The organism is Halomonas sp. B23F22_20 (assembly GCF_043496985.1).
In the GTDB taxonomy this organism is placed as follows: Bacteria; Pseudomonadota; Gammaproteobacteria; order Pseudomonadales; family Halomonadaceae; genus Halomonas.
On the sequence record NZ_JBIEKH010000007.1, the window covers coordinates 108,895 to 131,199 of the forward strand.

The following is a 22,305-nucleotide window of genomic DNA, read 5'->3' on the forward strand; positions in this document are numbered from 1 at the left end:
GTTTGTCACCTCCGCCTGGCCAGCAGCCGGGGAAGGCGCAGCAGCATGCCGAAGAACAGCCGGGTGTGCATGGCGCTGATCTGAAGGTTGTCGCGCCAGGGTGCGAAGTGGCTGACACCATCGGCCGGGTAGTGGACGTGCACCGGCTGGTTGCGCAGCACGCCGCCGGCCCAGAACCAGCGCACCAGCACCTCGGTGTCGAAGGTCATGCGATCCCCGCAGGCGTGACGGGCCAGCAGTCGGTTGAGCGGTGTCACCGGGTACAGACGGACGCCGCACATGGTGTCGCGGATCTGCAGCGACAGGGTGTTGATCCAGACCCAGACATGAGTGGCGTAGCGGCCATAGAAGCGCGCCCTCGGTACGCTGGCGTCATAGCGGGGGTGGCCGACGACCAAGGTCTGCGGTGCTTCGCGCATGGCCTTCAGAAAAGCGGGTAGATCCTCGCCGCGGTGTTGGCCGTCGGCGTCCACCTGCAGCGCATGGCTGTAGCCCAGACGCTCGGCCTCGCGCAGGCCGGCTCGGACTGCCGCACCCTTGCCGCGATTCTCGGCCAGGCGCACCAGGTGGTGGCCACGTGCCGCCAGGCGATCGAGTTCACGCCGGCAGGCGTCGTCGCTGCCGTCGTCGACCAGCACTACGGGCAGGTTCAAGGCCTCGAGCGTCGTGCAGACGTCGGCAATGGTGCCGGGGTGGTTGTAGACCGGCACCAGAGCGCAGGGGCGCGGATCAGCCATCGTCGTCCCCCGCCAGGCGTATCCGGCCGCCGGCATGGCGGCCGTCCCGGGAATCCAGGGTGAAGGTCAGGTTGCCCGGCCGTTTCTCCAGCCGGAGCATGAAGCGCGCTCCCGGGCGCAGAATGCGCTGAAATTTCAGGCGTTCCACGCCACGAAAGCTACCGAGCGCGCCGAAGGCCTCGTCGGCCAGTTCGATGGCCCACTGGATCATGACCACGCCGGGAACCAGCGGGAAACCGTCGAAGTGTCCCTCCAGATAGGACAGGCGCTCCGGCACTTCCAGCGTCACGTGGCAGGTCTCGGGACTCTCTCGATGCTCGCCTAGCCAGCGCGGTCGCCGGGTATCTTCAAGATCGGCGAACAGTCGAGTCACGGCAGCGCCGTCGAGCTTGCCCTGTGCATTGGTGGGAAGCGACGAGACGAAGCGCCAGTAGCGCGGTATCGCCACCGACGGCTGGGACGTGGCCAGATGGCCGCGCAGCCGGGCGATCAGCTGCCGCCGGGTGTCGTGGTCGTGGGGCAGGGCATCGTCGGCCATGACCAAGACTGCGCCGAGGCGTTCGTCGGCGCGTCCGAGGTTGATACCGCGAGCCTGCATGACGTCGGGCAGCGTCATTAGATCGTGCTCGACGGCGGTCAGCGAGACGCGTTTGCCGGCGAGCTTGATCAGTCGGTCCGCGCGTCCCAGCAGTCGGAAGCCGCGGTCCGTGACGGCGACACGATCCAGCTGGTGCCACCATCGGTCAGGATGCTCAAGGTAGGGGGAGCGCAGCGCCAGACTGTCCTCGCCCAGATCGATCTCGACGCCGGGTAGCGGTTGCCAGTCGTCGTGGAGCGATTGCCGCCTAAAGGCGATGCCGCCGGTTTCCGTGCTGCCGTAGAGTTCGATGACGGGAGCGTCGAGCAGGGATTCGGTCCGCTTGGCATCCGCCGCCGCCAGCGGGGCGCCGGACGACATGACCCGGCGAGGCGAGCGCCAGGCAAGATGATCCGGCAGGCGCGACAGCTGGGCAGGAGAACTGATCACGGTGGCGCGACGCCCGACCTGTTCTGCCTCGGCGAGGCGGGCGGCCATGACCTCGGGATAGCGGCTGTCGTCGCCGCAGAACGGCACGCCCTGGCACAGCGGATGCAGTACGCCGGTCAGCAGGCCGTAGATATGCTGGTGGCTGACCTGGGAGATGACGGCCTCGCCTTCCAGCGGCCAGAGACTGGCATGGGCGTCCAGCTCCGTTTCCAGCTGGTCGAGCCGCTTGGCCTGCATGACGGGCTCGCCCGTGGACCCCGAGGTATACAGCACCAGGGCCTCGCGTGTCGGGTCCAGCCGTTCGGGGGCGGCGACGGGCTGGTCGGAGGCAGCAGGCGGCGCCTCGGGCAGGATGCCATCGACCTGCTCGGCGAGCCTCTGGCGCGTCGCAGGGCGATCGTCACCGGGCAGCACGGCGCTGCGACCGCTCTCCCACAGCGCCAGCAGGGCGGCGCAGAAGGTGGCCGGATCGCTGTCGTGGAGCAGCCAACGTCCTTCGGGGCGTCCATCGAGCCACTGCCGCCAGGCATCGATGCGGGCCGCGAGATCGCCAGGGCGGCACCAGGGGGCGGCGGACAGATCGGGGGAAGCCTCGGTGTTGCGGCGCCAGGGCAGCCGGGTCAGGGGGAGGTACATGAAGCGGACTCTCTGCGCAGGCGGCGACGGCACAGCCATTCACCGATGAACATCAGGGCGATCAGACCGTAGCTGATGACGCCGTTGTACAGGGACCACACGGCCAGATCGGCGCACAGGGCCGTCCAGGCGGCGATACCGCCGTTGACGAGAAAGAAGCCGCACCAGGCCCGGGTCACGCGCCGGGTATAGCGTACGCCGGCCGGGGGCAGCTCGGGCTCGCGCAGCCTCGCCAGACGCTCGATAACCGGCCGGCCGCGCCACAGGCTGGCGGCGAAGACGCCGAGCATCACGGCATTGACGGCCACCGGATAGGCACGCATGCCCAGCTCCGGGTCGATCAGCAGCCCGATCATCCCCAGACACGCGGCGGCGAGGATCGCCAGTCGGCGGGCCTCGGGCATTCGCCAGGCCAGCAGCAGCACGCCGCCGACCAGCAGCGGCCAGCTGCCGATATCGTCATGTAGCCACCAGACGAGCAGGGGCCAGCCTAGTCCTGCCAGCAGGAGCAGAGGCTTGAGCGTTCCCATGGTGAGTCTCAGTCGTTCAGCAGGCGTTCGACGGCATTGACCACATCAACGACGCTGCGCACCGACTTGAAGTCCTCGGGGTTGATGCGCCGCCCGGTGAACTGCTTGAGCTCGACGACCAGGTCCACGGCATCAATGCTGTCGATGTCCAGGTCCTCGTACAGTCGCGCCTCGGGCTGGACCTCGGCGGCGTCCAGCTCGAACAGCTCCACCAGGGTCTTCTGGATATGGGCGAGGATGTCCGCCCGGGTCACGGTGGCGGGGCTGTCAAGCGACACGGCGAGCCTCCACGAGCGACTGCAGTGCGGCCAGGCTGGCAAAGTGCTGACGGGTATCCTCGGCGTCGGCGTCGAGCTTGATGCCATAACACTTCTGAAGTGCCAGGCCCAGCTCGAGCGCATCGATGGAGTCGAGCCCCAGGCCTTCGCCGAACAGCGGTGCCTGGTCCTCGATGTCGTCCGGGGTGATGTCTTCGAGCTCGAGGGTCTCGATGATCATGCGCTTGAGATCAAGCGACAGTTGTTGTGTGTCGTGCATGGTGGAAGCACTCCAGTTCCCTATTGAAATGGCGGCTCAGCGTACGAGTCAGGGCGCGGGCCTGCTGACTCGTGGGCAGCGCATCATCCCGCTCTAGTGGCAGGTCGTCGAGTACGCGAAGGTCGATCCGTACCTTGCGTGATGGTATGTGATACCAGGGTTCACCCTTGGTCAGGGTGGTCGGCTCGCAGCGGATCAGCACCGGCGTGATGGGCGTGCCCGAGCGCAACGCGATATTGGCGCCTCCGCGTCGGAACTTGATCGGTCGGCCCGGCTCGGTGCGAGTCCCCTCGGGAAACAGGATCAGCGAATGGCCTGCCGCCAGGCTGTCTCGTGCGGCCTCCATGACGGCTTCCGGATCGCGATTGGTGATATAGCCCGCAGCGCGGATCGGCCCCCGGGTGAAGGGGTTGGTGGCCAGGCGTCCCTTGACGATGCAGTCGGCATCCGGAACCTGGGCGATCAGGAAGATCACGTCGATCAGCGACGGATGGTTGGCCAGGATCAGCTGCCCCGGTGTGGCCAGGCGCTCACTGCCCTCGAGCCGGTAGTCGAGCACGCCCAGGCCGCGCATCAGACCGATGAAGGTGCGGAAGGTCTGGCGGATGAGGCGTCGGGCCAGTCGGCGTTGCCGGTAGGGATCTCGCACGGCGAGGCGCAGGAGCGGAGCGATCACCATGCCGATGATCAGGCCTCCGAGGCCGAAGGCTGAGAAGGAGAGGGCGGTGCCCAGGCCGCGTTTCCACTGATCCAGACTCACAGTGCCTCCCGCCGCCAGCGTTGGGCGAGCGAGGAGCGGCGACCGGCGAGCCAGTCAATGACGTCTTCGGGCGTCGGGGCATCGGAAGCGCCGTTTGCCTCGGCGATCAGACGCTCACCCTCCGAGCGAGACAAGCGCAGCACCACAGCGCAGGGATGCCCGGGATGCGTCGTGTGACCCGCATAGGCCTCGGGCAGCGGGCCCTCGGAGAACACGGCGACCACATCGTCATGGCCTTCGGCCAGATAGCCGGCGGCTTCGGTCATCAGGGCATCGAATTCCTGGCCACAGGCCCCCAGGGCCTGGAGCGGACGGTGATGCTGCCGGGCAATGGAATGCACGCCGATCACGGCGTTGTGGACCGACATGGAAAAGCGGGTCGGCGAAAGGGAATTGCCTGCTGTCAGTTCCTCGAGCATGGACAGCGTGTAGCGAGTATCGCCGTGCCTGGAAGCATGGATCAGAGGGCATCGCGCCTCGGGGTCCAGGGCCGCCAGCAGATCGCAGACAGCACGCCCGGTTTCGTCCAGACGACGACGCAGCATCGCCGGCAGCGAGCTGCCTGGCCGCTCGTCGATCTGGCGTTCAGTGGGTACGGCGGAGCCGAGATCCCCGGGAAGCCAGCCTCTCCAATCCTTGAGATACAGTGGCTGCATGACGTTCGAGAGCTGTCGAGATGCGTGAGGGGCGCTAACGATACCGAATTTCCCGAAGCCCCGCCATGCCTGCGCTACGCCTGGGTTGTATTCAAGATTTCTCATGATACTGAGACCCTGATGTGGCGCCTGCGGTGGGGTAGGTGCTCGCATCGCGCACGCCTGACTCGAACAACGGCAAGAGAGAAACGCCCCGGTGTCTGAGCGGGTATCTTCGGCGACGTCGAGGCACTGGCGGACTTCGCCAACCAGACGCTCAATGCCGCCATCGATGGGGTGCTGAACGATCCACGCCTGCTGGCAGCCCACGAGTAGGCGGTGTTCGAGGTCGGGCCGGCCTCTACTCGCATTTATCAAAGGCCCCGGATCCGCGTGCGTCGGGGACTTTTGGTAGGGACTCGACCGCCATTGGACCAAAGGTGCATGACGCGGTGGTGTGGTTGGGCTTACACTTTCACGATAAATGTCAGACATTTTTGCTGACATCACTCAGTCATGGAGAGCGATCGATGAGTCTCGACGCACTGGGCCCGCATCAGGGCGATGCCGATGCGCTGGCACGGCTATTGGCCCGGGCGCTGCTGGGCGGTCGCTGGCGGCCCGGGGAGACTTTCCCCAAGGAGCTGGATATCGCCGCCCACTTCGGCGTCAGCCGCAACCAGGTGCGCAACGCCCTGACCAGCCTGACCGCCGCCGGCCTGCTCGAGCGCACCGCAGGCCGTGGCACCCGGGTGCGCGAGGTCGGTGAGTGGCACCTTCTCGACCCGCAGATGAGCGATTGGCTGGTCGGCCTGGAGCGCCCCCAGCCACAGCTGGTGCGCGAGCTGCTGGCCTTCCGCTACTCCGCGGAGCCGGTGGTCGCCGAGCTGGCCGCTCGAGCCGCCGATGCCGACGACCTGGATCGCCTCGAGGCAGCCTTCCGCGGCATGATAGAAACCGTCGAGTCGCCGGACCAGGCCGGCCGTCACGTGGAGCATGACGTGGCCTTCCACGAAGCGATCTACGAGGCCAGCCACAACCTGATCTGGCGCCAGATGGGCCACCTGCTGCGGCCCTCGATCATTGCTCTGGTCCAGCACTCCCAGCGCCCCGCCCGCGGCGACGATGGTCTCTCCGACAGCCTGGCTCGCCACCGAGCCGTGTTCGAGGCGATCAAGGGCGGCGACGGCCCGGGGGCGGCTCGGGCCGCCCGCGAGGTGCTGCGACGCACCGCCCGGGATCTGGGCATCGATACCGGCGACAGCGACACCTAGCACCCAGACCTTCATCGGCCGCCATCCGGGCGGCCGTTCACGCCTGATTATTGACGCGTTCAGCAAGGAGCCTTTCATGAAGATCACCCGACTCAAGACCTGGCAGGTGCCGCCGCGCTGGCTGTTCCTCAAGATCGAGACCGACGAGGGCGCCTACGGCTGGGGCGAGCCGGTCATCGAGGGTCGCGCCGCCACCGTCGAGGCGGCGGTCCATGAGCTCGCCGACTACCTGGTCGGCCAGGATCCGCACCGCATCGAGCACCTGTGGAACACCATGTACCGCGCCGGCTTCTACCGCGGTGGGCCGATCCTGATGAGCGCCATCGCCGGCATCGACCAGGCGCTGTGGGACCTCAAGGGCCGCGACCTGGGCGTGCCCGTGCACCAGCTGCTGGGCGGCGCCGTGCGTGACAAGATGCGCATGTACGCCTGGACCGGCGGCGACCGGCCGAGCGACGTGGGCGTCGGTGCCAAGGCGCTGGTCGACCAGGGCTTCACCGCCTTCAAGATGAACGGCACGCCGGAACTGCAGATCGTCGACAGCCACCGCAAGGTCGACGAAGCCGTGGCGCGGGTCGCCGAGGCCCGCGAGGCGGTGGGGCCGGACGTCGGCATCGGCATCGACTTCCACGGCCGCGTGCACCGGCCCATGGCCAAGGCGCTGCTGCGCGAGCTGGAACCCTTCCACCCGATGTTCGTCGAGGAACCGGTGGCCCCCGAGCACCTGCCGTGCCTCAAGCACATCGCCGGCGGGCTCGGCTATCCGCTGGCCACCGGCGAGCGGCTGCATACCCGCTATCAGTTCCGTGACCTGCTGGCCGACGGCATGATCGACATCGTCCAGCCCGATCTATCCCACTGCGGCGGCATCAGCGAGGGCCTGAAGATCGCCGCCCTGGCTTCCGCCCACGATGTGGCCATGGCGCCGCACTGCCCGCTGGGGCCGCTGACGCTGGCCACCTCGCTGCACGTGGATGCGGTCAGCCACAACGCCTTCATCCAGGAACAGAGCATGGGCATCCACTACAACCAGGACAACGACGTGCTCGACTACCTGGTCGACAAGTCGGCGCTCGGCATCGAGGACGGCTTCTGCGCCATCCCCCAGGGGCCGGGACTGGGGGTGGAGATCGACGAGGCCTTCGTCGAGGAGCGGGCCAAGGTGGGCCATCGCTGGCGCAATCCGGTGTGGACCCATGAAGACGGCTCGATCGCCGAATGGTAGGGGAGGCCGCCATGACCATATCGATACCCACGCAGCTGGTCTGGGTCGCCGTCGACTGGGGCTCCAGCAACCTGCGTGCCTGGGCCATGGACGCGGGCGGCGAAGCGCTGGCCGAAGCTGAGGCCGCGCGCGGCATGCTGGGCCTCGCTCCGGCCGACTACGAGCCGGCGCTGCTGGCCGTCATCGGAGACTGGCTGCCCGTCGAGGGCCGCATCAAGGTGCTGGTGTGTGGCATGGCCGGCGCCCGCCAGGGCTGGCGCGAGGCCCCGTATCGCCCGGTGCCCACCGCGCTCGATGCCCTGGCCGAGGGCGCGGTGCGCCCGGCCACCGAGGATCCGCGCCTCGACGTGCGCCTGCTGCCGGGCCTGTGCCAGGGCGCGGACGCCGGCGGCTTCGACGTGATGCGCGGCGAGGAGACCCAGCTCGCGGGGCTGGCGGCCCTCGAGCCCGGCGTCTCCGGCCCGGTGTGCCTGCCCGGCACCCATGCCAAGTGGGCGACGCTCGAGGACGGCCGCGTGCGGGGCTTCCACACCTACATGACCGGCGAGCTCTATCGCCTGCTGGCCGAACGCTCGGTGCTGGCCCACTCGCTGGGTGAGGACGATCTCGGAGATGCCGCTTGCCACGGGGCCTTCACTGCCGCTGTGTCGGAGGCGGTCGACGCGCCGGAGGCCTTCACTCAACGGCTGTTCGGGCTGCGCGCCATGGATCTGCTCGACGACACCCTGCCGGGCGGCGAGGCCCGTGGTGCCGTGCTGGCGGCCAGGCTCTCCGGGCTCGCCATCGGCCTGGAGCTGGCCGGCGCCTGCCGCGATCTCACCACGGGCCAGACCGTGCGGCTGATCGGCGGCGAGGCGCTGTGCCGCCGCTACGCCCTGGCGCTCTCGGCGCTGGGCCATGCCAGCGAGATCATCGCCAACCAGCGCGCGGTGCTGGCCGGCCTCGGCCTGGCCCACGCCGCTCTCGAGCACGCTGCCATTGACCATGACTGAACAGGAGCCTTGTTCCATGTCCCTTCCGCTGATCGGTATCCTGCGCGGCATCACGCCTGACGAGGCCGTCGACGTTGGCGAGGCGCTGCTCGCCGCCGGCCTCGACCGTCTCGAGGTGCCGCTGAACTCTCCCGAGCCGCTGGAGAGTATCCGCCGCTTGGTCTCCGCGCTGGGCGATCGCGCCGCGGTGGGTGCCGGCACCGTGCTGACGCCTGAACAGGTGCGTGACGTCCATGCCGTTGGCGGCCGGTTGATCGTGTCGCCCAACTGCCGTCCGGCGGTGATCGCGGAGACGCGTCGGCTGGGCATGGCGTCCTATCCCGGCATCGTCACGCCCTCCGAGGCTTTCGATGCCCTGGACGCCGGCGCCACGGCGCTCAAGCTGTTCCCGGCGGTGCAGGTCGGCCTGGAGGGCATGAAGGCGGTGCGCGCCGTGTTGCCGCCGGGCACCGAACTCTATGCCGTGGGCGGCATCGGCGTCGACAACTTCGCCCAGTGGCGGGCCGCCGGCGTCAACGGCGCCGGGCTCGGCAGCGCCCTCTACCGGCCGGGCCTCAGCGCCGATGAGGTCGGCGAGCGGGCGCGCGCGCTGATCGAGGCCTGGCAGGCTGCGGGGCCTGCAGCATGAGCGATACGGTTCGTGTTGCGGTGGCCAGCGGCTGTGAGCTCGGCGAGGGGCCCCTGTGGCACGCCGCGCTCGGCCGGCTGGTGTGGTGCGACATCCTTGGCAAGCGGCTGCACTGGCTCGAGGTGGCAAGCGGCGAGACGGGCACCATCGAACTCGATCATATGGCCTCGCTGGCCGCGCCGCTGGACGACGGCAGCCTGCTGGTGGTGGGCGAGGATCGCCTGAGCCGGCTGGACCCCGCCTCCGGCACGATCGAGCGACTGATGGGCTTCGAGGCCGACAACGCCGTCACCCGCAGCAACGATGCTCGGGTGGACCGCCACGGCAGCCTGTGGCTGTCGAGCATGGGCAAGGCCGCCGAGCCCGACGCCGGCAGCCTCTACCGGCTGCATCGCGGCGAGCTGGTGCGTCTCAGAACCGGGCTGACGATTCCCAACGCGATCTGCTTCTCGCCCCAGGGCGAGCATGCCCACTTCGCCGACACGGCCCGCGGCATCGTCTATCGCTGGGCGTTGGACGCCGAGGGCTGGCCGGTCGGTGAGCCAGAGCCGTGGTTGGACTTCACCCGGCGCGAGGGCAATCCCGACGGCGCGGTGATCGACGCCGAAGGCGCCATGTGGCTGGCGTTGTGGGGCGCCGGCAAGGTGGTGCGCCTGGACCGCGAGGGTCGCGAGATCGGCGCGGTCTCCGTTCCTACGTCTCAACCCTCATGCCCGGCCTTCGGCGGCGAGGGGCTGGCCTCGCTCTACATCACCACCGCCCGGGAGGGCATGAGTGACGAGCAGCGGGCCCGCGAGCCCGGGGTCGGCGATCTCTTCGTCGCCGACCTTCCGGTGCCGGGGCTCGCCGAGCCGCCGTTGCGATTGAGCTGATACCGGCCATCTCTCATGGGCGCCGGGGACAAGGCGAAGCGAGGTTTTTTTGCCATGGATGGCAAAAGAAGCGCCCAGGGATGGGTTTACAGCGTCCTCGCGGAGGCTTGTTGCCGGGTCAGCCCATCCTCAACCAGCAAATGTCAGGAGCTGGAAATCTTCGTTATCCGGCGTCGCCCATCGGATAGCGGGTATCGCGCAGGCTGTCCTTGATCTTCTTGAGGTGAGGCAGGAAGTCCTCGCCGCGCCGCAGGGTCACGCCGGTGGCCAGCACGTCGATCAGCGCCAGTTGAATCATCCGCGAGGTCATCGGCATATAGTGGTCGGTGTCTTCCGGGGCCGAGACCTCGAGCGTCTCGGTGCACTCGGCGGACAGCGGCGACTCCGGGGCGGTGATGCCCAGCACCACGGCGCCGTTTTCGCGGGCCAGGCGGGCGATGTCGACTAGCTCGCGGGTGCGGCCGGTGTAGGAGAGAATCACCACCACGTCGCCGGTGTGGCAGGCGGCAGCGACCATGCGCTGCATCAGCACGTCGATGTAGGCCGACACCGGGATGTTGAAGCGAAAGAACTTGTGCAGGGCATCCTGGGCCACGGCCCCTGAGGCGCCCAGGCCGAAGAAGTGCAGCTGCTTGGCCTGGGTCAGGTAGTCGACCACCCGCTCCACCCGGGTCGAGTCCACCTCGCGCCGCGCGATGTCCAGGGCGGCGATGGTGGCGCCGAAGATCTTGCCGGTGTATTCGCCCGCGGCGTCGCCGGGCTCAACCGCCTGGCTGACGTAGGGGGTACCGCCGGCCAGGCTCTGGGCCAGCTTGATCTTGAAGTCCGGATAGCCCTTGGCGTCGAAACTGCGACAGAAGCGGTTGACCGTGGGCTCGCTGACCGAAGCCGCATGGGCCAGGCTGGCGATACTCATGCTGGTGGCGGCGGCCGGGTCGGCGAGGATGACGTCGGCGACCTTGCGCTCGGATCGATTGAGCTCATCGAGGCGACGGCGGATGCGGTCCAGCAGATCATGACTGACCATGCGCGAGAGGGTCTCCGTAATGCGGGGCGGCGTGGCCGCTCCCCGGGTGTGTCGATATGATGTGGTGATTTAACTACATTATGCTCACTATCCTAGCGCGCGCGTAGGGGGCAGGGCCACCAGGGGGCGTCACTGCCTCCCCTTTTAGTAGTAATCTTACAGAATATTTTTGGAGATAGCGGGCGCAATAGGCTAGTATTTTGTTAAGTTAACCAGATGGGGGCGGACATGAGTCAACACAAGCGGCCCGAGGCGGCGCTTTCCTCCGGGGATTCCGGTACGGCTATCGACCTGGCCCTGTTCGGGGCGCTCGGCGATCTGGCCCAGCGCAAGCTGTTTCCCGCGCTTTTCCACCTGGAACGTGAGGGGCTGCTGGATCCCGCCACCCGGCTGCTGGGCCTGGCGCGCCAGGAAATGGACGCCGATGCCTTCAAGGCGCGCGTCGAAAAATCCCTCAAGATTCATGTCAAAGCCGAGGAGTTGGACCGCGAGTCGCTGGGCCGCTTCCTGGCCCGGCTCGACTTCCTGCAGCTCGACTTCACCCAGCCCGAGGGCTACGCCGCCATCCGCGAGTGGCGGCAGGGGTCGGCGCAGCCCATGGTGGTCTACCTGTCGGTGGGCGCGAAGATCTATGGCGATATCTGCCACCACCTGCAAGCCAGCGGCAGCCTCGACGAGGCAAGCCGAGTCGTGGTGGAGAAGCCGATCGGCTATGACCTGGCCTCCTCGGCCGAGATCAATGATGCCATCGGCGCGGTCTTCCCCGAGTCCCGCGTCTATCGCATCGACCACTACCTGGGCAAGGAAACGGTTCAGAACCTGATCGCCCTGCGCTTCGCCAACCCGCTGTTCGGCACCCAGTGGAACCAGAACCACATTTCCCACGTCGAGATCACCGTGGCCGAGAAGGTCGGCATCGAAGGCCGCTGGGGCTATTTCGACGACGCCGGTCAGCTGCGTGACATGGTGCAGAACCATCTGCTGCAGCTGGTCTGCCTGATCGCCATGGACCCGCCGGCCAACCTCGATGCCGATGCCATCCGCGACGAGAAGGTCAAGGTGCTCAAGGCGCTCAAGCCGTTCACCGATGACATGCTGGGACGCGACGTGGTGCGCGGCCAGTACATCGCCGGCACCATCGACGGCCAGGCCGTGCCCGGTTACCTGGACGAGGAGGGCGCCAATCGCGCCAGCCACACCGAGAGCTTCGTGGCGATGAAGACCGAGGTGGCCAACTGGCGCTGGGCAGGGGTGCCGTTCTACCTGCGCACCGGCAAGCGCATGCCGGAGAAGCTGTCGCAGATCGTCATCCATTTCCGTCAGCAGCCGCACTACATCTTCGATCCCGATCAGCGCGCCCTGGCCGCCAACAAGCTGGTGATCCGCCTGCAGCCCGAGGAGGGCATCGCGCTGGAGGTGCTGACCAAGGACAGCGGTCTGGACAAGGGCATGCGTCTGCGCCGCGGTCCGCTGCATCTTGACTTCAACAGCGCCTTTCCCAAGACCCGAATCCCGGACGCCTACGAGCGCCTGCTGCTCGAGGTCATGAAGGGCCAGCAGTACCTGTTCGTGCGCCGCGACGAGGTCGAGCACGCCTGGCACTGGTGCGACAGCCTGATCGCCGCCTGGGCCGATCGCGACGAGCCGCCGCGGCGTTATCCCGCCGGCTCCTGGGGCCCCGTGGCCTCGATCGCGATGATCACGCAAGACGGCCGCAGCTGGTATGAAGACTATTGACCCCGTCGGTACGAGGATGATTGACATGAGCGATGCCAACCCGACGCCCCGCGAATGCCTGGCCCACCAGCTCGCCGAGGCGGTGGCCGAGGCCCTGCGGACCGATCTGGCCGAGCAGGAGCGCGCCCTGCTGGTGGTCTCCGGCGGTTCGACCCCGGTGCCATTCTTCACCGCCCTGTCCGCCATGGAGCTGCCGTGGCCGCGCATCGACGTGACCCTGGCCGACGAACGCTGGGTGGCCGAGTCGGCCTCCGACAGCAACGCCCGCCTGGTGCGCGAGCACCTGCTGCAGGGCCCGGCCGCTGCGGCGACTTTCGTGCCGCTGACCACCGAGGACTCCACGCCCGAGCAGGGCGTCGAGGCGGTGGCCGGGCGGATCGAGGGTCTTGCCTGGCCGGCCAGCGCGGTGATCCTGGGCATGGGCGGCGACGGCCACACCGCTTCATTGTTCCCCGACAGCCGGGAACTGGAGCTGGCGCTGTCCACCGCCGAGCCGGTCGTGGCCGTGCGTACGCCCAGCCAGCCCCAGCCCCGTATCACCTTGAGCGCCGATCGCCTGCACCAGGCGCGCCGCCATGTTCTGCATATCACCGGTGGCGACAAGCGCAGCGTACTGGCCCGAGCCCTGGCCGGTGACGACGTTCGCGAGTTGCCGATCCGCGCCTTCCTGGCCTGCCCGCTGGCCACCTATTGGGCGCCCTGAGTCGCCCCCGGACCCTTTCAGGAGCCACGACATGACCATCGACAAACAGCTGCCGTCCACCCGCACTACCGAGATCGACAGCATCTGCCTCAAGGCCGAGGTGATCCCGGTGCTGGCCATCCAGCGCGTGGAGGATGCCGTGCCCCTGGCCACCGCCCTGGTGAAAGGCGGCCTCAGCGTCCTGGAAGTCACCCTGCGCACCGACTGTGCCCTGGAGGCCTCCCGGCGCATCAAGGAAGCGCTGCCCCAGGCCAGCGTCGGCGTCGGCACCGTGCTGACCCCGGCCCAGTATCGCCAGGCCGAGCAGGTCGGCGCCGACTTCGTGGTGACCCCGGGCACCACCGAGGCCCTCTACCGCTACGGCGTGTCCAGTCCGGTGCCGATGCTGCCCGGCGTGGCTACCGTCTCCGAGCTGATGATCGGCTGGCAGTTCGGCTATCGTCGCTTCAAGTTCTTCCCCGCCGAGGCCAGTGGCGGCGCCAAGGCCCTCAAGGCCTTCGCCGGACCGATCCCCGAGGCGCGCTTCTGCCCCACCGGCGGCATCAGCCTGGACAATGCCGACGACTATCTGACGCTGCCCAACGTGATGTGCGTGGGCGGCTCCTGGCTGACACCCAAGTCGCTGGTCGAGGCCGAGGACTGGGACGCCATCCAGCGCCTGGCTCGCGAGGCCGCAGAGCGTTTCCACCACTGAGTTTTCACGACCCCATCGGGTTCTCTCTCGACAGCCAGTCGCTGTCCTTGCGCCCCGGCCATTCGGTCGGGGCTTTTTTTTGGTTTCATGCCCTGGCGGCATCAAGAAAGGGGCCCTGGGGCCCCTTCAGGTAATTGACGATGCCGCGGCCCTCAGGGGGGGCAGGCTGCCAGACGTTGCTTCAGTACACATCGAAGTTCTCGACGCCGAGGTCGGCGGTATTGATGCCCGTCAGGGTGGCCACATGCTCGCGTCCCGCGGCGTCGGACCAGTCGTCGTCGTAGTAGATCTGTGCGCTGCCGCCGCTGTTCGCCACCAGATAGAACTCGGCAGCGGCGCCCATGTCGTTGGCGAGCCGGTCGTCGGTGACGTCGCCTTCCAGCATGACGACCTTCTGGTCATCCATGGCCTGGGTGTCGGCGAGGGAGGCGCGCGTCTGGAAGTCGGCCATGGCCAGGTCGCCGTCGCCACGCACGTCACCCGTCTGCGAGTTGGCAAACTGGATGGCGCCCTCATCGGTATCAAGGAAGGAGATGACGTCGGCATCGACATCGAAATCCGTGATTTCGTCGGTACCCGTGCCGGCATCGAAGTGGAACTCGTCGTTACCGGCGCCACCCGTCACGATGTCGTCGCCGCCCAGGCCGCCGAAGATGTCGTCGCCGTCGCCTCCCATCAGGGTGTCGTCGCCGCTCCCCCCGACGATCAGGTCATCGCCGCTGCCGCCGCTCAGGGTGTCATCGCCGCCTCCCCCTCGGATCGCGGCGCCGGCGTTGTCACCGTGGCTTTCATCGATGCTCAGGGAGTCGTCCCCATCGCCCAGCGTGGCACTCGTCAGCGCGGCACCGGCGGTCACGCTGATATTGCCGCCGGCTTCCGAGGCATCGAGCGTCTCCAGGGCGTCGAAGGCGCCGCCGGTGAACTCCGTCGCCAGGTCCAGGCCATCAACGGGATTGACGTCCGGCCCCGAGTTCACCGCGCCCGTCACCAGCGTGAGGTTGCCATCGCCGGCGATGTTGAGGGTCGTGGTGTTGCCCGTCCCGGTGATGCCCAGGGTATTGTCGCCCGTGGCATTGACGGTCAGGGTTTCCAGGGTGCTGGCCTCGGTGACCGGATTGCCATCGGCATCGCGCGTGATGTTCGCCAGCCCCAGGGCGGCCGTGGCATTGTGCGCATCGACGGTGATGTCGCGTGCCTGGATATCATCGAAATCCACGACCGCCAGGTCGCCATCGGCCTGGGCCGTCACGTTGCCGATCGAGAGCGTGAAGGCCGTCACGGCCGAGCTCTCGAAGCCGACGGTCTGGTCCTGGTTGGCCACGCTGAAGCGGTCGATGGTCCCGACATTGGTCACGAAGCCGGGTGCCGTGCTGCGCACGACGCCCACTGAGCCGACGCCATTGGCATTGGACAGGTCCAGCGTCGCTCCGCCTTCGGCCGCGAAGCGCGCCTGCACGTGCTCGATGCCGTTCAGCGTCGGCGCCGCGGTCACGCCCGTTTCCACCAGGGTCGCGTGCAAGGCGTCGTCACCGTCGCCTCCCGTCAGGACATCCTCGCTCTGTAGCGTGTTGGCCGGCTCGCCGACGCCATCCTGGCCGGCGGTCGCTACGAAGGTGTCGTCGTCGACGTCCCCCACCAAGGTGTCGGGGTCGATCGTCAGCTCGGTAAACTCCTCGGGGAGGGCCTGGGTATCGACGGCGATCTTGGCGTCTTCCACGTCCGCCGGGGTCGCCATCCCGTCGATGCCTGCCAGCAGCGCAGTGGAAAAGTCCAGATCGAAATCGCCCTGGGCCACGTTCGCCGAATAGTAGCCCGCGACCTCCTTCTTTCCTTCCACGACCGTGACGTCGGCGCCGGTGGCCCCTTCCAGGATGGCGAAGGCCACTTCCATGGGCTCGACATGACCGCCGTCCAGGCGCCCGACCCAGTAGTCCAGGCCGGCCTGGTCCCCGGTCTCCCGCGGGTCGCGACCGAACAGCTGTTGGTAGAAGGTCAGCACCAGGTCCTGGGAGGAGAGGTCGCCGTAGCGCTGATCGAACTCGGCCGCGTCACCGAACCTCTGGATGATGCCGCCGATGCCGTTTTCATCCTGGACCGCTTGCCTGGCCCAGAAGTCGAGGCCCTCCGGGTCGGCCGGCCGACCGAAATAGGCGATGTAAAGACCTTGGACATTGTCGTATTGCGCTTCGTGTGCCATGGGAATCTAGCCTCCAAGCCGTTTTCCTGTGCCGCCGGCGAGACATTCGCCGACAGGGCGCGATGCATTGCGCGTGGTCTTTCGGTGTGTCACGCAGGGCGAAGAGTCATCCACACCCGTCTTGGACATACGACGCCGGAGCCTACCCGGTTTCATGGCGTCCGGCTTTTTTTCGCATCGCGTCCCTCACGGCTTCGCGGCAGTGCCCGACGCCCGATGAACTGGCACGTTATTACCAAACAGAAGAGGGCAGGCCGATGGCCTGCCCTTCGTGGTCAGCACGATGATCCGTTCCGATGGCTTCAGGCGCTGGCCTCGACCGCTACCGCCTGGTCACCGCGCTTGAGCGCCGCATAGCCCAGCCCGGTGATCAGGCTGCCGGCGAGGATGGCGAGCAGGTACCAGGCCACCGGGGTGATGGCGTTGGGGATCAGCAGCACGAAGATGCCGCCGTGGGGCGCCATCAGCTTGGCGCCGAACAGCATCGACAGCGCGCCGGTCACCGCACCGCCGACGATGCTTGCCGGGATCACCCGCAGCGGGTCCTTGGCGGCGAAGGGAATGGCTCCCTCGGTGATGAAGCACAGCCCCAGTACGAACGACGCCTTGCCGGCCTCGCGCTCGGGCTCCGAGAACTTCGCGCGGGCCACGAAGCTCGAGATGCCCATGCCGATCGCTGGCACCATGCCCGCGGCCATGATCGCCGCCATGGGGGCGTAGGTCTCGGAGGCCAGCAGGCCGACGCCGAAGGTGTAGGCGGCCTTGTTCACCGGCCCGCCCATGTCGAAGCACATCATGGCGCCGAGCAGGCCGCCTAGCAGCAGCGCGTTGGTGGAGCCCATGTTCTCGAGGAACTCGGTCAGCCCCGAGAGGATCGCCGCCACCGGCTCGCCGACGATGTAGATCATGGTCAGGCCGGTAACGAGGCTGGCCAGCAGCGGGATGATCAGGATCGGCTTGAGCGACTCGACGCTGGCCGGCAGCTTGACGTAGCGGGTCACCGCCTTGGCCGCGTAGCCCGCCAGGAAGCCGGCCAGGATGCCGCCGATGAAGCCGGCGCCGATGTTGGAGGCCAACATGCCGCCGATCATGCCCGGGGCGATGCCGGGGCGGTCGGCGATGGAGTAGGCGATGTAGCCGGCCAGCACCGGCACCATCAGCGCGAACGCCGTGCCGCCGCCGATCTGCATCAGCGCGGCGGGCAGGCTGCCTTCCTCCTTGAAGGCCTCGATGCCGAACACGAACGACAGCGCGATCAGAAGACCGCCGGCCACCACCATCGGCAGCATGAAGGACACCCCGGTCAGCAGGTGCTTGTAGACGCCCTTTTCCTTGAGGCTCTTCCTGGCCTCGCCGCCGCCCGAGGGCGCACTGCCATCTTCCACCGCGGCCTCGGCCAGCGCCGCCTCGATGGTCTGGCGGGACTTCTTCAGCGCGCTGCCGGTGGAAGTGCGGTAGATCCGCTTGCCGGCGAAGCGGGTGGGATCGACCTCGATGTCGCAGGCCAGGATCACCACGTCGGCGCCCGCGATCTCTTCGTCGGTGAGCTGGTCCTGGGCGCCCACCGAGCCCTGGGTTTCCACCCGGATCGCATGGCCGAGAGATTTCCCTGCTTCACTGAGGGCTTCCGCGGCCATGAAGGTATGCGCCACCCCGGTGGGGCAGGCGGTCACGGCGACGATACGCTGGCCGCCGGGCGCGGCGGTGGTTGGCTTGGCGGCAGCTGCCGCGTCGCCGGGCTCGAAGGTCTCGGCCTCGCGCTCGGCGCGTGTGAGGAAGCCGCCGGGGTCGGGCAGCGCCTGGTCGATGGCGGCGCGGAACAGCCGCTTGCCCGCGAAGCGCTGCGGGTCGGGTACGTGGTCGGCGGCCACGACGACGAGATCGGCGGCTTCGATGGTCTCGGCCGAGACCGGCTGCACCGGCGCAAGCTCGCCGTGCATCTCCACGGTGGTCTGCCAGCCGAGCCGCTCGGCGGCCTGCTCGAGGCGCCGGGCGGCGAGGAAGGTGGTGGCCAGGCCGCTGGGGCAGGCGGTGATGAGGATGGCGTTCATGCAAGGGCTCCCCCGGCGTCGTCACCGGCCAGGCGGTGGACGCGCGTCTGTTGTTGGAGTGACGGGAAATCGGCGGCGCGGGCGTTACCCACGCCGAGATGGCGGACCGCATCGGCGGACAGTGCGGCGGCCAGGCGCAGCGTCTCGTCGGGCGCGTGGCCTTCGAGCACCCCGTGCAGCAGGGCGGCCAGCAGGGTGTCGCCTGCACCTACCGTGCTGGCCACCGGCATGGGCGGCGGGACGGCCTGCCAGGCGCCGCGGCGGCTGACCCACAGCACGCCCTCGGCGCCGGCGGAGAGCACCGCCTCCTCGATGCCGGCGGCGTGCAGGCGACGGGCGGCGTCGAGACGAGCGGCGTGGCTGTCGAGCGGCGTGCCGGCCCAGGCGGCGAGTTCATGCTCGTTGGGCTTGACGGCGGTGGGGCGCGCGTCGATGGCGGCCTCCAGCGCCGCGCCGCTGGTGTCCACCCAGACCGGTAGGCCGGCGCCGCGCAGCCGCGCGATCAGTTCGGCCAGCCCGCCGGGCGAGACGCCGGGTGGCAGGCTGCCGGCGATCACCACCGCTGCCGGGCGACGGGAGGCATCGGCGGCCAGCTCATCGAGCCGGTCGAGCAGCGCCTGCCAGGCGTCGGCGTCGATGGCCGGTCCGGGGCCGTTGATGTCGGTGACCCGGCCGTCGGCCTCGGCGAGCTTGGCGTTGATGCGGGTCTCGCCGGGCACGCGCAGGAAGGCGTCGCTGAGCCCCAGCGTCTCGAAGGCACGCAGGAAGGAGCCATCGTTATCGGCGCCCAGGAAGCCCGAGACGCAAACCTCATGGCCGAGGGCGGCCAGCACCCGGGCCACGTTGACGCCCTTTCCGGCGGCCTCGAGGTGGGTCTCGCGGGTGCGGTTGACCTCGCCGAGGGCCAGGCGCGAAAGCGACACCGAGAGGTCCAGGGCGGGATTCAGGGTCAGGGTCAGCAGGCGAGCCATCAGCGGGCCTCCAGGGCGTCGCGGACCGCCTCGCCGGTGGCCTGGGCCAGCGCCAGCGCGGCCTGGGCACGGGCCTCCTCGAGATCGAACTCGCGCAGCCGCGCCTTGACCAGCGGCACCTGGCGGGCGCTGACCGAGAGCTCGTCGACGCCGAGACCGACCAGCACCGGCACCGCGGTGGCGTCGCTGGCCAGCTCGCCGCACACCCCGACCCATTTGCCCTCGGCGTGGGCCGCGGCCACGGTCATCTCGATCAGCTTGAGCACCGCGGGGTGTAGGCCGTCGGCCTGGGCGGAGAGCTCGGGGTGGTCGCGGTCGATGGCCAGGGTGTATTGGGTCAGGTCGTTGGTGCCCACCGAGAAGAAGTCCACCTCGGCGGCCAGCGTCGGCGCCAGCAGGGCGCTGGAGGGCACCTCGATCATCACCCCGAGCTGGACGTCGTCGCTGCGCTCGCCGACCGGCAGCTCCTCGAGCAGCCGGTCGAGGATGGCGCGGGCGGCGCGGAACTCGGCCACATCCTTGACCATCGGCAGCATGATGCGCAGCGGCTTGGCCTCGCGCTTCGGTTCGGTCGAGGGCGCGGCGGCCATCAGCAGCGCGCGGAGCTGGGTCTCGAGTACCTCGGGCTTGGTCAGCGCCAGGCGGATGCCGCGCAGGCCGAGGAAGGGGTTGGTCTCCTGGGGCAGCGGCCAGTAGGGCAGCGGCTTGTCGCCGCCCACGTCCAGGGTGCGGGCCACCAGCGGGCGGCCGTCCAGGGCGTCGAGGGCCTCGCGGTACTCGGCGACCTGGGTGTCGAGGTCGGGCAGCTGGGCGTGGGCCATGAACAGGAACTCGGTGCGCAGCAGGCCGACGCCCTCGGCGCCGCGCTCCACGGCATCGGCGGCGTGGGCGGTGTTGCCGAGGTTCGAGGCCACCTCGACGCGGTGCCCGTCGCGGGTGCGCGCCTCCTCGAAGCGGGCCTCCCAGGCCTCGGCCTCGCGGCGCCGGCGCTCGGCCAGGCGCTGCTCGGCGGCCTGGCGGCGCTCGGCGGCGGGACTCGGGGTCACGCGACCGCGCTCGCCGTCGAGGATCAGCTCGGTGCCGTTGTCGAGCAGCAGGATGCGTTCGCCGGCCCCGACCACGGCCGGGATGCCCAGCGCCCGGGCCAGGATGGCGCTGTGGGCGGTGGCGCCGCCGCGGGCGGTCAGCAGGCCGCGCACCCGGCTGGTGTCGAGGCGCGCCACGTCGGAGGGGCCGATGTCGTCGGTGACCAGGATGTAGGGGTGGTCCGGCGGGTCGGGCAGCTCGACCCGGCACAGGATGCCCAGCACGCGGCGGCCCACGTCGCGCAGGTCGGCGGCGCGCTCGGCGAGCAGCTTGTCGGCCAGGCGCTCCTGGGCCTGGGCGGCGGTGTCGATCGCCTCCCACCAGGCGGCCTCGGCGGAGGCGCCCTCGTCGATGCCCTCGCGGGCGGCCTGGTGGAGTTCGGGGTCGCCGAGCATCTCCTCGTGCATCGACAGGATCTGCGAGACCTCGCCGCCGCGGGCCTGGCCGATCAGCGCCTCGAGCTGTTCGCCGCCCTCGCGGATGGCATCGTCCAGGCGGCGGCGCTCGGCGGCCGGGTCGCTGGCGCGGGACGGGTAGTCGAAGCTCGGCGTGGTCAGCACGAAGGCCGGGGCGATGGCCAGGCCCGGCGAGGCGGCCACCGCGGGATGGGCGACGTCGTCGGCCAGCGGCTCGAGGGCCGGGGCGTCCTCTTGTTCCATCGTTACCGGCTCGCGGTAGGCGTCGAAGGGCTCGACGTGCTCGCCGAGGCCGTCCGCCACGGCCTGGCAGACCGCGTCCAGCGCGGCCTCGGCGGCGCCGCCCTCGGCGCTGAAGATCAGCCGCTGGCCGCGGCGGGCGCCGAGGTTGATGACCTTGGTCAGGCTGGCGGCCGAGACGGCATCGTAGCCGCCCTCGGCCAGGCGCACGCGCACCGCGGTGCCCTGGGCGCGGGCCACCTGGACCAGCTGCTTGGCCGGGCGGGCATGCAGGCCGTGGGCGTTGAGCACCGTGGCCAGGCGCTGGCTGGCGGCGGCGGACTCGCCTGCCAGCCTCGCCAGCAGGGCGTCGGCGTCGAGTCGATGCAGGGTCTCGGGGGCGTCGCCGTCGAGCAGGGCGAGGATCCGCTCGAGCAGGCCGCGGTGGGCCTGGCCCTGGGCGGCCAGGCAAAATACGCCTTGTATGGGGGAGCCGTCGGCCTCCAGGGCCTCGGCCGGGGTCGCCAGGGCCAGCGCCGGCACCTCGACGCCGCGGTCGCTGGCCACCAGCCACAGGCCGCGGCCGAGCGAACGCGGCGATGCCTCGGCCACGGCGGCGACGAAGGCGGCGTCGACGCACTCGGCCTGGCGCAGTCGAGCGGCGCCGGCCAGCGCCAGCTCGCGGTGGTCGCGGGCGGGGAAGCCCAGGCACAGGGTGGCGGCGTCCAGCCGCGCCTCGACTACCGCCTTCGACAGCAGCTCGGCGATCTCGGCGGCTTGCTCGGCGCCGGCCAGGCGCTCGGCGATGCCGTCCTGGTCCAGCACGTGGGTCAGCTGGCGCAGGATGTCGAGGTGCTCGTCGCTCTGGGCGGCGATGGTCACCAGCACGTGAACTCGCTGGCCGTCGTGCCACTCGACGCCCTCGGGGAACTGCAGCACCCGCACGCCGGTGGCGCGCACGTGCTCGCGGCTCTCCGGGGTGCCGTGGGGAATGGCGATGGCGTTGCCGAGGAAGGTCGAGGACTGGGCCTCGCGGGCATGCAGGCCGTCGCGGTATTCGGGCGCGACCAGCCCGGCGGCGTGAAGCGATTCGGCGGCCTGGTCCAGCGCGGCGCTCCAGTGCTCGGCCCGGCAGCCGAGCAGGACGTCTTCCTGGCGTAGCGTCAACATGGGTGTCTCCGGTTCGTCGGGGCGCGACGCCGGGCCATCCGTGGTTCCCGTGGCGTTGCAGCGGCTTGTATGCGTTAGGTGAATCGTGTCACCTTCGGTACCACGAATGCTGGATCGCTTCACCTCGCTTGGCAAGGCCGAATATCTACGACTTTGGCAGGGGGCGTCAGGGCGGCGGTCC

The 22,305-nt window shown here is 69.2% G+C and carries 20 protein-coding genes; 8 read left to right on the plus strand and 12 right to left on the minus strand.

Annotation, left to right across the window (positions count from 1 at the left end; translation table 11 throughout):
• Window positions 1-5: 5 nt before the first annotated feature.
• The 7 genes from ACGTN6_RS07440 to ACGTN6_RS07470 are packed head-to-tail and all read right to left on the minus strand — an operon-like array spanning window position 6 to window position 4,883.
• Window positions 6-737, minus strand: a complete 732-nt coding sequence (locus tag ACGTN6_RS07440; RefSeq protein ID WP_394590730.1) for a glycosyltransferase family 2 protein — start codon at window positions 735-737, stop codon at window positions 6-8.
• Window positions 730-2,400 carry an AMP-binding protein gene (locus tag ACGTN6_RS07445; protein WP_394590731.1) on the minus strand — a complete coding sequence of 557 codons (1,671 nt, stop codon included), beginning with the start codon at window positions 2,398-2,400 and terminating at the stop codon, window positions 730-732. Before ACGTN6_RS07445 ends, ACGTN6_RS07440 begins: the two co-directional genes overlap by 8 nt.
• Window positions 2,385-2,930 (minus strand): COG4648 family protein, encoded by a 546-nt coding sequence (locus tag ACGTN6_RS07450; protein ID WP_394590732.1) that lies wholly within the window; start codon window positions 2,928-2,930, stop codon window positions 2,385-2,387. Before ACGTN6_RS07450 ends, ACGTN6_RS07445 begins: the two co-directional genes overlap by 16 nt.
• 8 nt (window positions 2,931-2,938) lie before the next feature.
• The gene (locus ACGTN6_RS07455) at window positions 2,939-3,208 is read right to left on the minus strand and encodes an acyl carrier protein (protein ID WP_444875042.1); all 270 of its coding nucleotides are present in this window, start codon (window positions 3,206-3,208) and stop codon (window positions 2,939-2,941) included.
• Complete coding sequence (locus tag ACGTN6_RS07460; protein ID WP_394590733.1) at window positions 3,198-3,467, minus strand: phosphopantetheine-binding protein; 270 nt, start codon at window positions 3,465-3,467, stop codon at window positions 3,198-3,200. The genes ACGTN6_RS07455 and ACGTN6_RS07460 overlap by 11 nt, the downstream gene beginning before the upstream one ends.
• Window positions 3,439-4,227 (minus strand): lysophospholipid acyltransferase family protein, encoded by a 789-nt coding sequence (locus ACGTN6_RS07465; RefSeq protein WP_394590734.1) that lies wholly within the window; start codon window positions 4,225-4,227, stop codon window positions 3,439-3,441. The genes ACGTN6_RS07460 and ACGTN6_RS07465 overlap by 29 nt, the downstream gene beginning before the upstream one ends.
• Window positions 4,224-4,883, minus strand: coding sequence for a beta-ketoacyl synthase chain length factor (locus ACGTN6_RS07470; RefSeq protein ID WP_394590735.1), 660 nt, complete (start codon window positions 4,881-4,883; stop codon window positions 4,224-4,226). The genes ACGTN6_RS07465 and ACGTN6_RS07470 overlap by 4 nt, the downstream gene beginning before the upstream one ends.
• A 509-nt stretch (window positions 4,884-5,392) precedes the next feature.
• Between ACGTN6_RS07470 and ACGTN6_RS07475 the strand changes: the two genes are divergently transcribed.
• The 5 genes from ACGTN6_RS07475 (at window position 5,393) to ACGTN6_RS07495 (ending at window position 9,853) form a co-directional block, all read left to right on the plus strand.
• Window positions 5,393-6,136 carry a FadR/GntR family transcriptional regulator gene (locus tag ACGTN6_RS07475; protein WP_394590736.1) on the plus strand — a complete coding sequence of 248 codons (744 nt, stop codon included), beginning with the start codon at window positions 5,393-5,395 and terminating at the stop codon, window positions 6,134-6,136.
• A gap of 76 nt (window positions 6,137-6,212) precedes the next feature.
• Window positions 6,213-7,361 carry a galactonate dehydratase gene (gene dgoD / locus ACGTN6_RS07480; protein ID WP_394590737.1) on the plus strand — a complete coding sequence of 383 codons (1,149 nt, stop codon included), beginning with the start codon at window positions 6,213-6,215 and terminating at the stop codon, window positions 7,359-7,361.
• A gap of 11 nt (window positions 7,362-7,372) precedes the next feature.
• On the plus strand, window positions 7,373-8,353 hold the full coding sequence (locus ACGTN6_RS07485) for a 2-dehydro-3-deoxygalactonokinase (protein WP_394590738.1): 981 nt from the start codon (window positions 7,373-7,375) through the stop codon (window positions 8,351-8,353).
• A gap of 16 nt (window positions 8,354-8,369) precedes the next feature.
• Window positions 8,370-8,981 (plus strand): 2-dehydro-3-deoxy-6-phosphogalactonate aldolase, encoded by a 612-nt coding sequence (locus ACGTN6_RS07490; RefSeq protein WP_394590739.1) that lies wholly within the window; start codon window positions 8,370-8,372, stop codon window positions 8,979-8,981.
• Window positions 8,978-9,853: an SMP-30/gluconolactonase/LRE family protein gene (locus ACGTN6_RS07495; protein WP_394590740.1), complete on the plus strand. Its 876-nt coding sequence runs from the start codon at window positions 8,978-8,980 to the stop codon at window positions 9,851-9,853. Before ACGTN6_RS07490 ends, ACGTN6_RS07495 begins: the two co-directional genes overlap by 4 nt.
• 163 nt (window positions 9,854-10,016) lie before the next feature.
• Here ACGTN6_RS07495 and ACGTN6_RS07500 read toward each other — a convergent pair whose 3' ends face one another.
• Window positions 10,017-10,880 carry a MurR/RpiR family transcriptional regulator gene (locus ACGTN6_RS07500; RefSeq protein ID WP_394590741.1) on the minus strand — a complete coding sequence of 288 codons (864 nt, stop codon included), beginning with the start codon at window positions 10,878-10,880 and terminating at the stop codon, window positions 10,017-10,019.
• 228 nt (window positions 10,881-11,108) lie between these two features.
• Between ACGTN6_RS07500 and zwf the strand changes: the two genes are divergently transcribed.
• The 3 genes from zwf to ACGTN6_RS07515 are packed head-to-tail and all read left to right on the plus strand — an operon-like array spanning window position 11,109 to window position 14,014.
• Entirely contained in the window at window positions 11,109-12,617 is a 1,509-nt protein-coding gene (zwf, locus tag ACGTN6_RS07505) for a glucose-6-phosphate dehydrogenase (protein WP_394590742.1), read from the plus strand.
• 25 nt (window positions 12,618-12,642) lie between these two features.
• Window positions 12,643-13,320: a 6-phosphogluconolactonase gene (pgl, locus tag ACGTN6_RS07510; protein ID WP_394590743.1), complete on the plus strand. Its 678-nt coding sequence runs from the start codon at window positions 12,643-12,645 to the stop codon at window positions 13,318-13,320.
• Between the two features lie 31 nt (window positions 13,321-13,351).
• Window positions 13,352-14,014 carry a bifunctional 4-hydroxy-2-oxoglutarate aldolase/2-dehydro-3-deoxy-phosphogluconate aldolase gene (locus ACGTN6_RS07515; RefSeq protein WP_394590744.1) on the plus strand — a complete coding sequence of 221 codons (663 nt, stop codon included), beginning with the start codon at window positions 13,352-13,354 and terminating at the stop codon, window positions 14,012-14,014.
• A gap of 181 nt (window positions 14,015-14,195) precedes the next feature.
• Here ACGTN6_RS07515 and ACGTN6_RS07520 read toward each other — a convergent pair whose 3' ends face one another.
• From ACGTN6_RS07520 to ptsP, 4 genes are all read right to left on the minus strand, one after another.
• A complete protein-coding gene (locus tag ACGTN6_RS07520) occupies window positions 14,196-16,211 on the minus strand; it encodes a DUF4214 domain-containing protein (protein ID WP_394590745.1) in 2,016 nt (671 codons plus the stop codon).
• Window positions 16,212-16,513: 302 nt separating this feature from the next.
• Window positions 16,514-18,262: a PTS fructose-like transporter subunit IIB gene (locus ACGTN6_RS07525; RefSeq protein WP_394590746.1), complete on the minus strand. Its 1,749-nt coding sequence runs from the start codon at window positions 18,260-18,262 to the stop codon at window positions 16,514-16,516.
• Window positions 18,259-19,233, minus strand: a complete 975-nt coding sequence (gene pfkB / locus ACGTN6_RS07530; protein WP_394590747.1) for a 1-phosphofructokinase — start codon at window positions 19,231-19,233, stop codon at window positions 18,259-18,261. The genes ACGTN6_RS07525 and pfkB overlap by 4 nt, the downstream gene beginning before the upstream one ends.
• Window positions 19,233-22,124 (minus strand): phosphoenolpyruvate--protein phosphotransferase, encoded by a 2,892-nt coding sequence (gene ptsP, locus ACGTN6_RS07535; RefSeq protein ID WP_394590748.1) that lies wholly within the window; start codon window positions 22,122-22,124, stop codon window positions 19,233-19,235. The genes pfkB and ptsP overlap by 1 nt, the downstream gene beginning before the upstream one ends.
• Between the last annotated feature and the right edge of the window lie 181 nt (window positions 22,125-22,305).

Bases quoted from the DNA above. Each gene is read 5' to 3' on its own strand.
- ACGTN6_RS07485 (WP_394590738.1), top strand. From the start codon at position 7,373: ATGACCATATCGATACCCACGCAGCTGGTCTGGGTCGCCGTCGACTGG.
- ACGTN6_RS07470 (WP_394590735.1), bottom strand. From the start codon at position 4,883: ATGCAGCCACTGTATCTCAAGGATTGGAGAGGCTGGCTTCCCGGGGAT.
- ACGTN6_RS07450 (WP_394590732.1), bottom strand. From the start codon at position 2,930: ATGGGAACGCTCAAGCCTCTGCTCCTGCTGGCAGGACTAGGCTGGCCC.
- ACGTN6_RS07475 (WP_394590736.1), top strand. From the start codon at position 5,393: ATGAGTCTCGACGCACTGGGCCCGCATCAGGGCGATGCCGATGCGCTG.
- ACGTN6_RS07490 (WP_394590739.1), top strand. From the start codon at position 8,370: ATGTCCCTTCCGCTGATCGGTATCCTGCGCGGCATCACGCCTGACGAG.
- ACGTN6_RS07520 (WP_394590745.1), bottom strand. From the start codon at position 16,211: ATGGCACACGAAGCGCAATACGACAATGTCCAAGGTCTTTACATCGCC.
- zwf (WP_394590742.1), top strand. From the start codon at position 11,109: ATGAGTCAACACAAGCGGCCCGAGGCGGCGCTTTCCTCCGGGGATTCC.
- ptsP (WP_394590748.1), bottom strand. From the start codon at position 22,124: ATGTTGACGCTACGCCAGGAAGACGTCCTGCTCGGCTGCCGGGCCGAG.
- ACGTN6_RS07495 (WP_394590740.1), top strand. From the start codon at position 8,978: ATGAGCGATACGGTTCGTGTTGCGGTGGCCAGCGGCTGTGAGCTCGGC.
- pgl (WP_394590743.1), top strand. From the start codon at position 12,643: ATGAGCGATGCCAACCCGACGCCCCGCGAATGCCTGGCCCACCAGCTC.
- ACGTN6_RS07440 (WP_394590730.1), bottom strand. From the start codon at position 737: ATGGCTGATCCGCGCCCCTGCGCTCTGGTGCCGGTCTACAACCACCCC.
- ACGTN6_RS07500 (WP_394590741.1), bottom strand. From the start codon at position 10,880: ATGGTCAGTCATGATCTGCTGGACCGCATCCGCCGTCGCCTCGATGAG.
- ACGTN6_RS07515 (WP_394590744.1), top strand. From the start codon at position 13,352: ATGACCATCGACAAACAGCTGCCGTCCACCCGCACTACCGAGATCGAC.
- ACGTN6_RS07445 (WP_394590731.1), bottom strand. From the start codon at position 2,400: ATGTACCTCCCCCTGACCCGGCTGCCCTGGCGCCGCAACACCGAGGCT.
- ACGTN6_RS07525 (WP_394590746.1), bottom strand. From the start codon at position 18,262: ATGAACGCCATCCTCATCACCGCCTGCCCCAGCGGCCTGGCCACCACC.
- dgoD (WP_394590737.1), top strand. From the start codon at position 6,213: ATGAAGATCACCCGACTCAAGACCTGGCAGGTGCCGCCGCGCTGGCTG.
- pfkB (WP_394590747.1), bottom strand. From the start codon at position 19,233: ATGGCTCGCCTGCTGACCCTGACCCTGAATCCCGCCCTGGACCTCTCG.
- ACGTN6_RS07460 (WP_394590733.1), bottom strand. From the start codon at position 3,467: ATGCACGACACACAACAACTGTCGCTTGATCTCAAGCGCATGATCATC.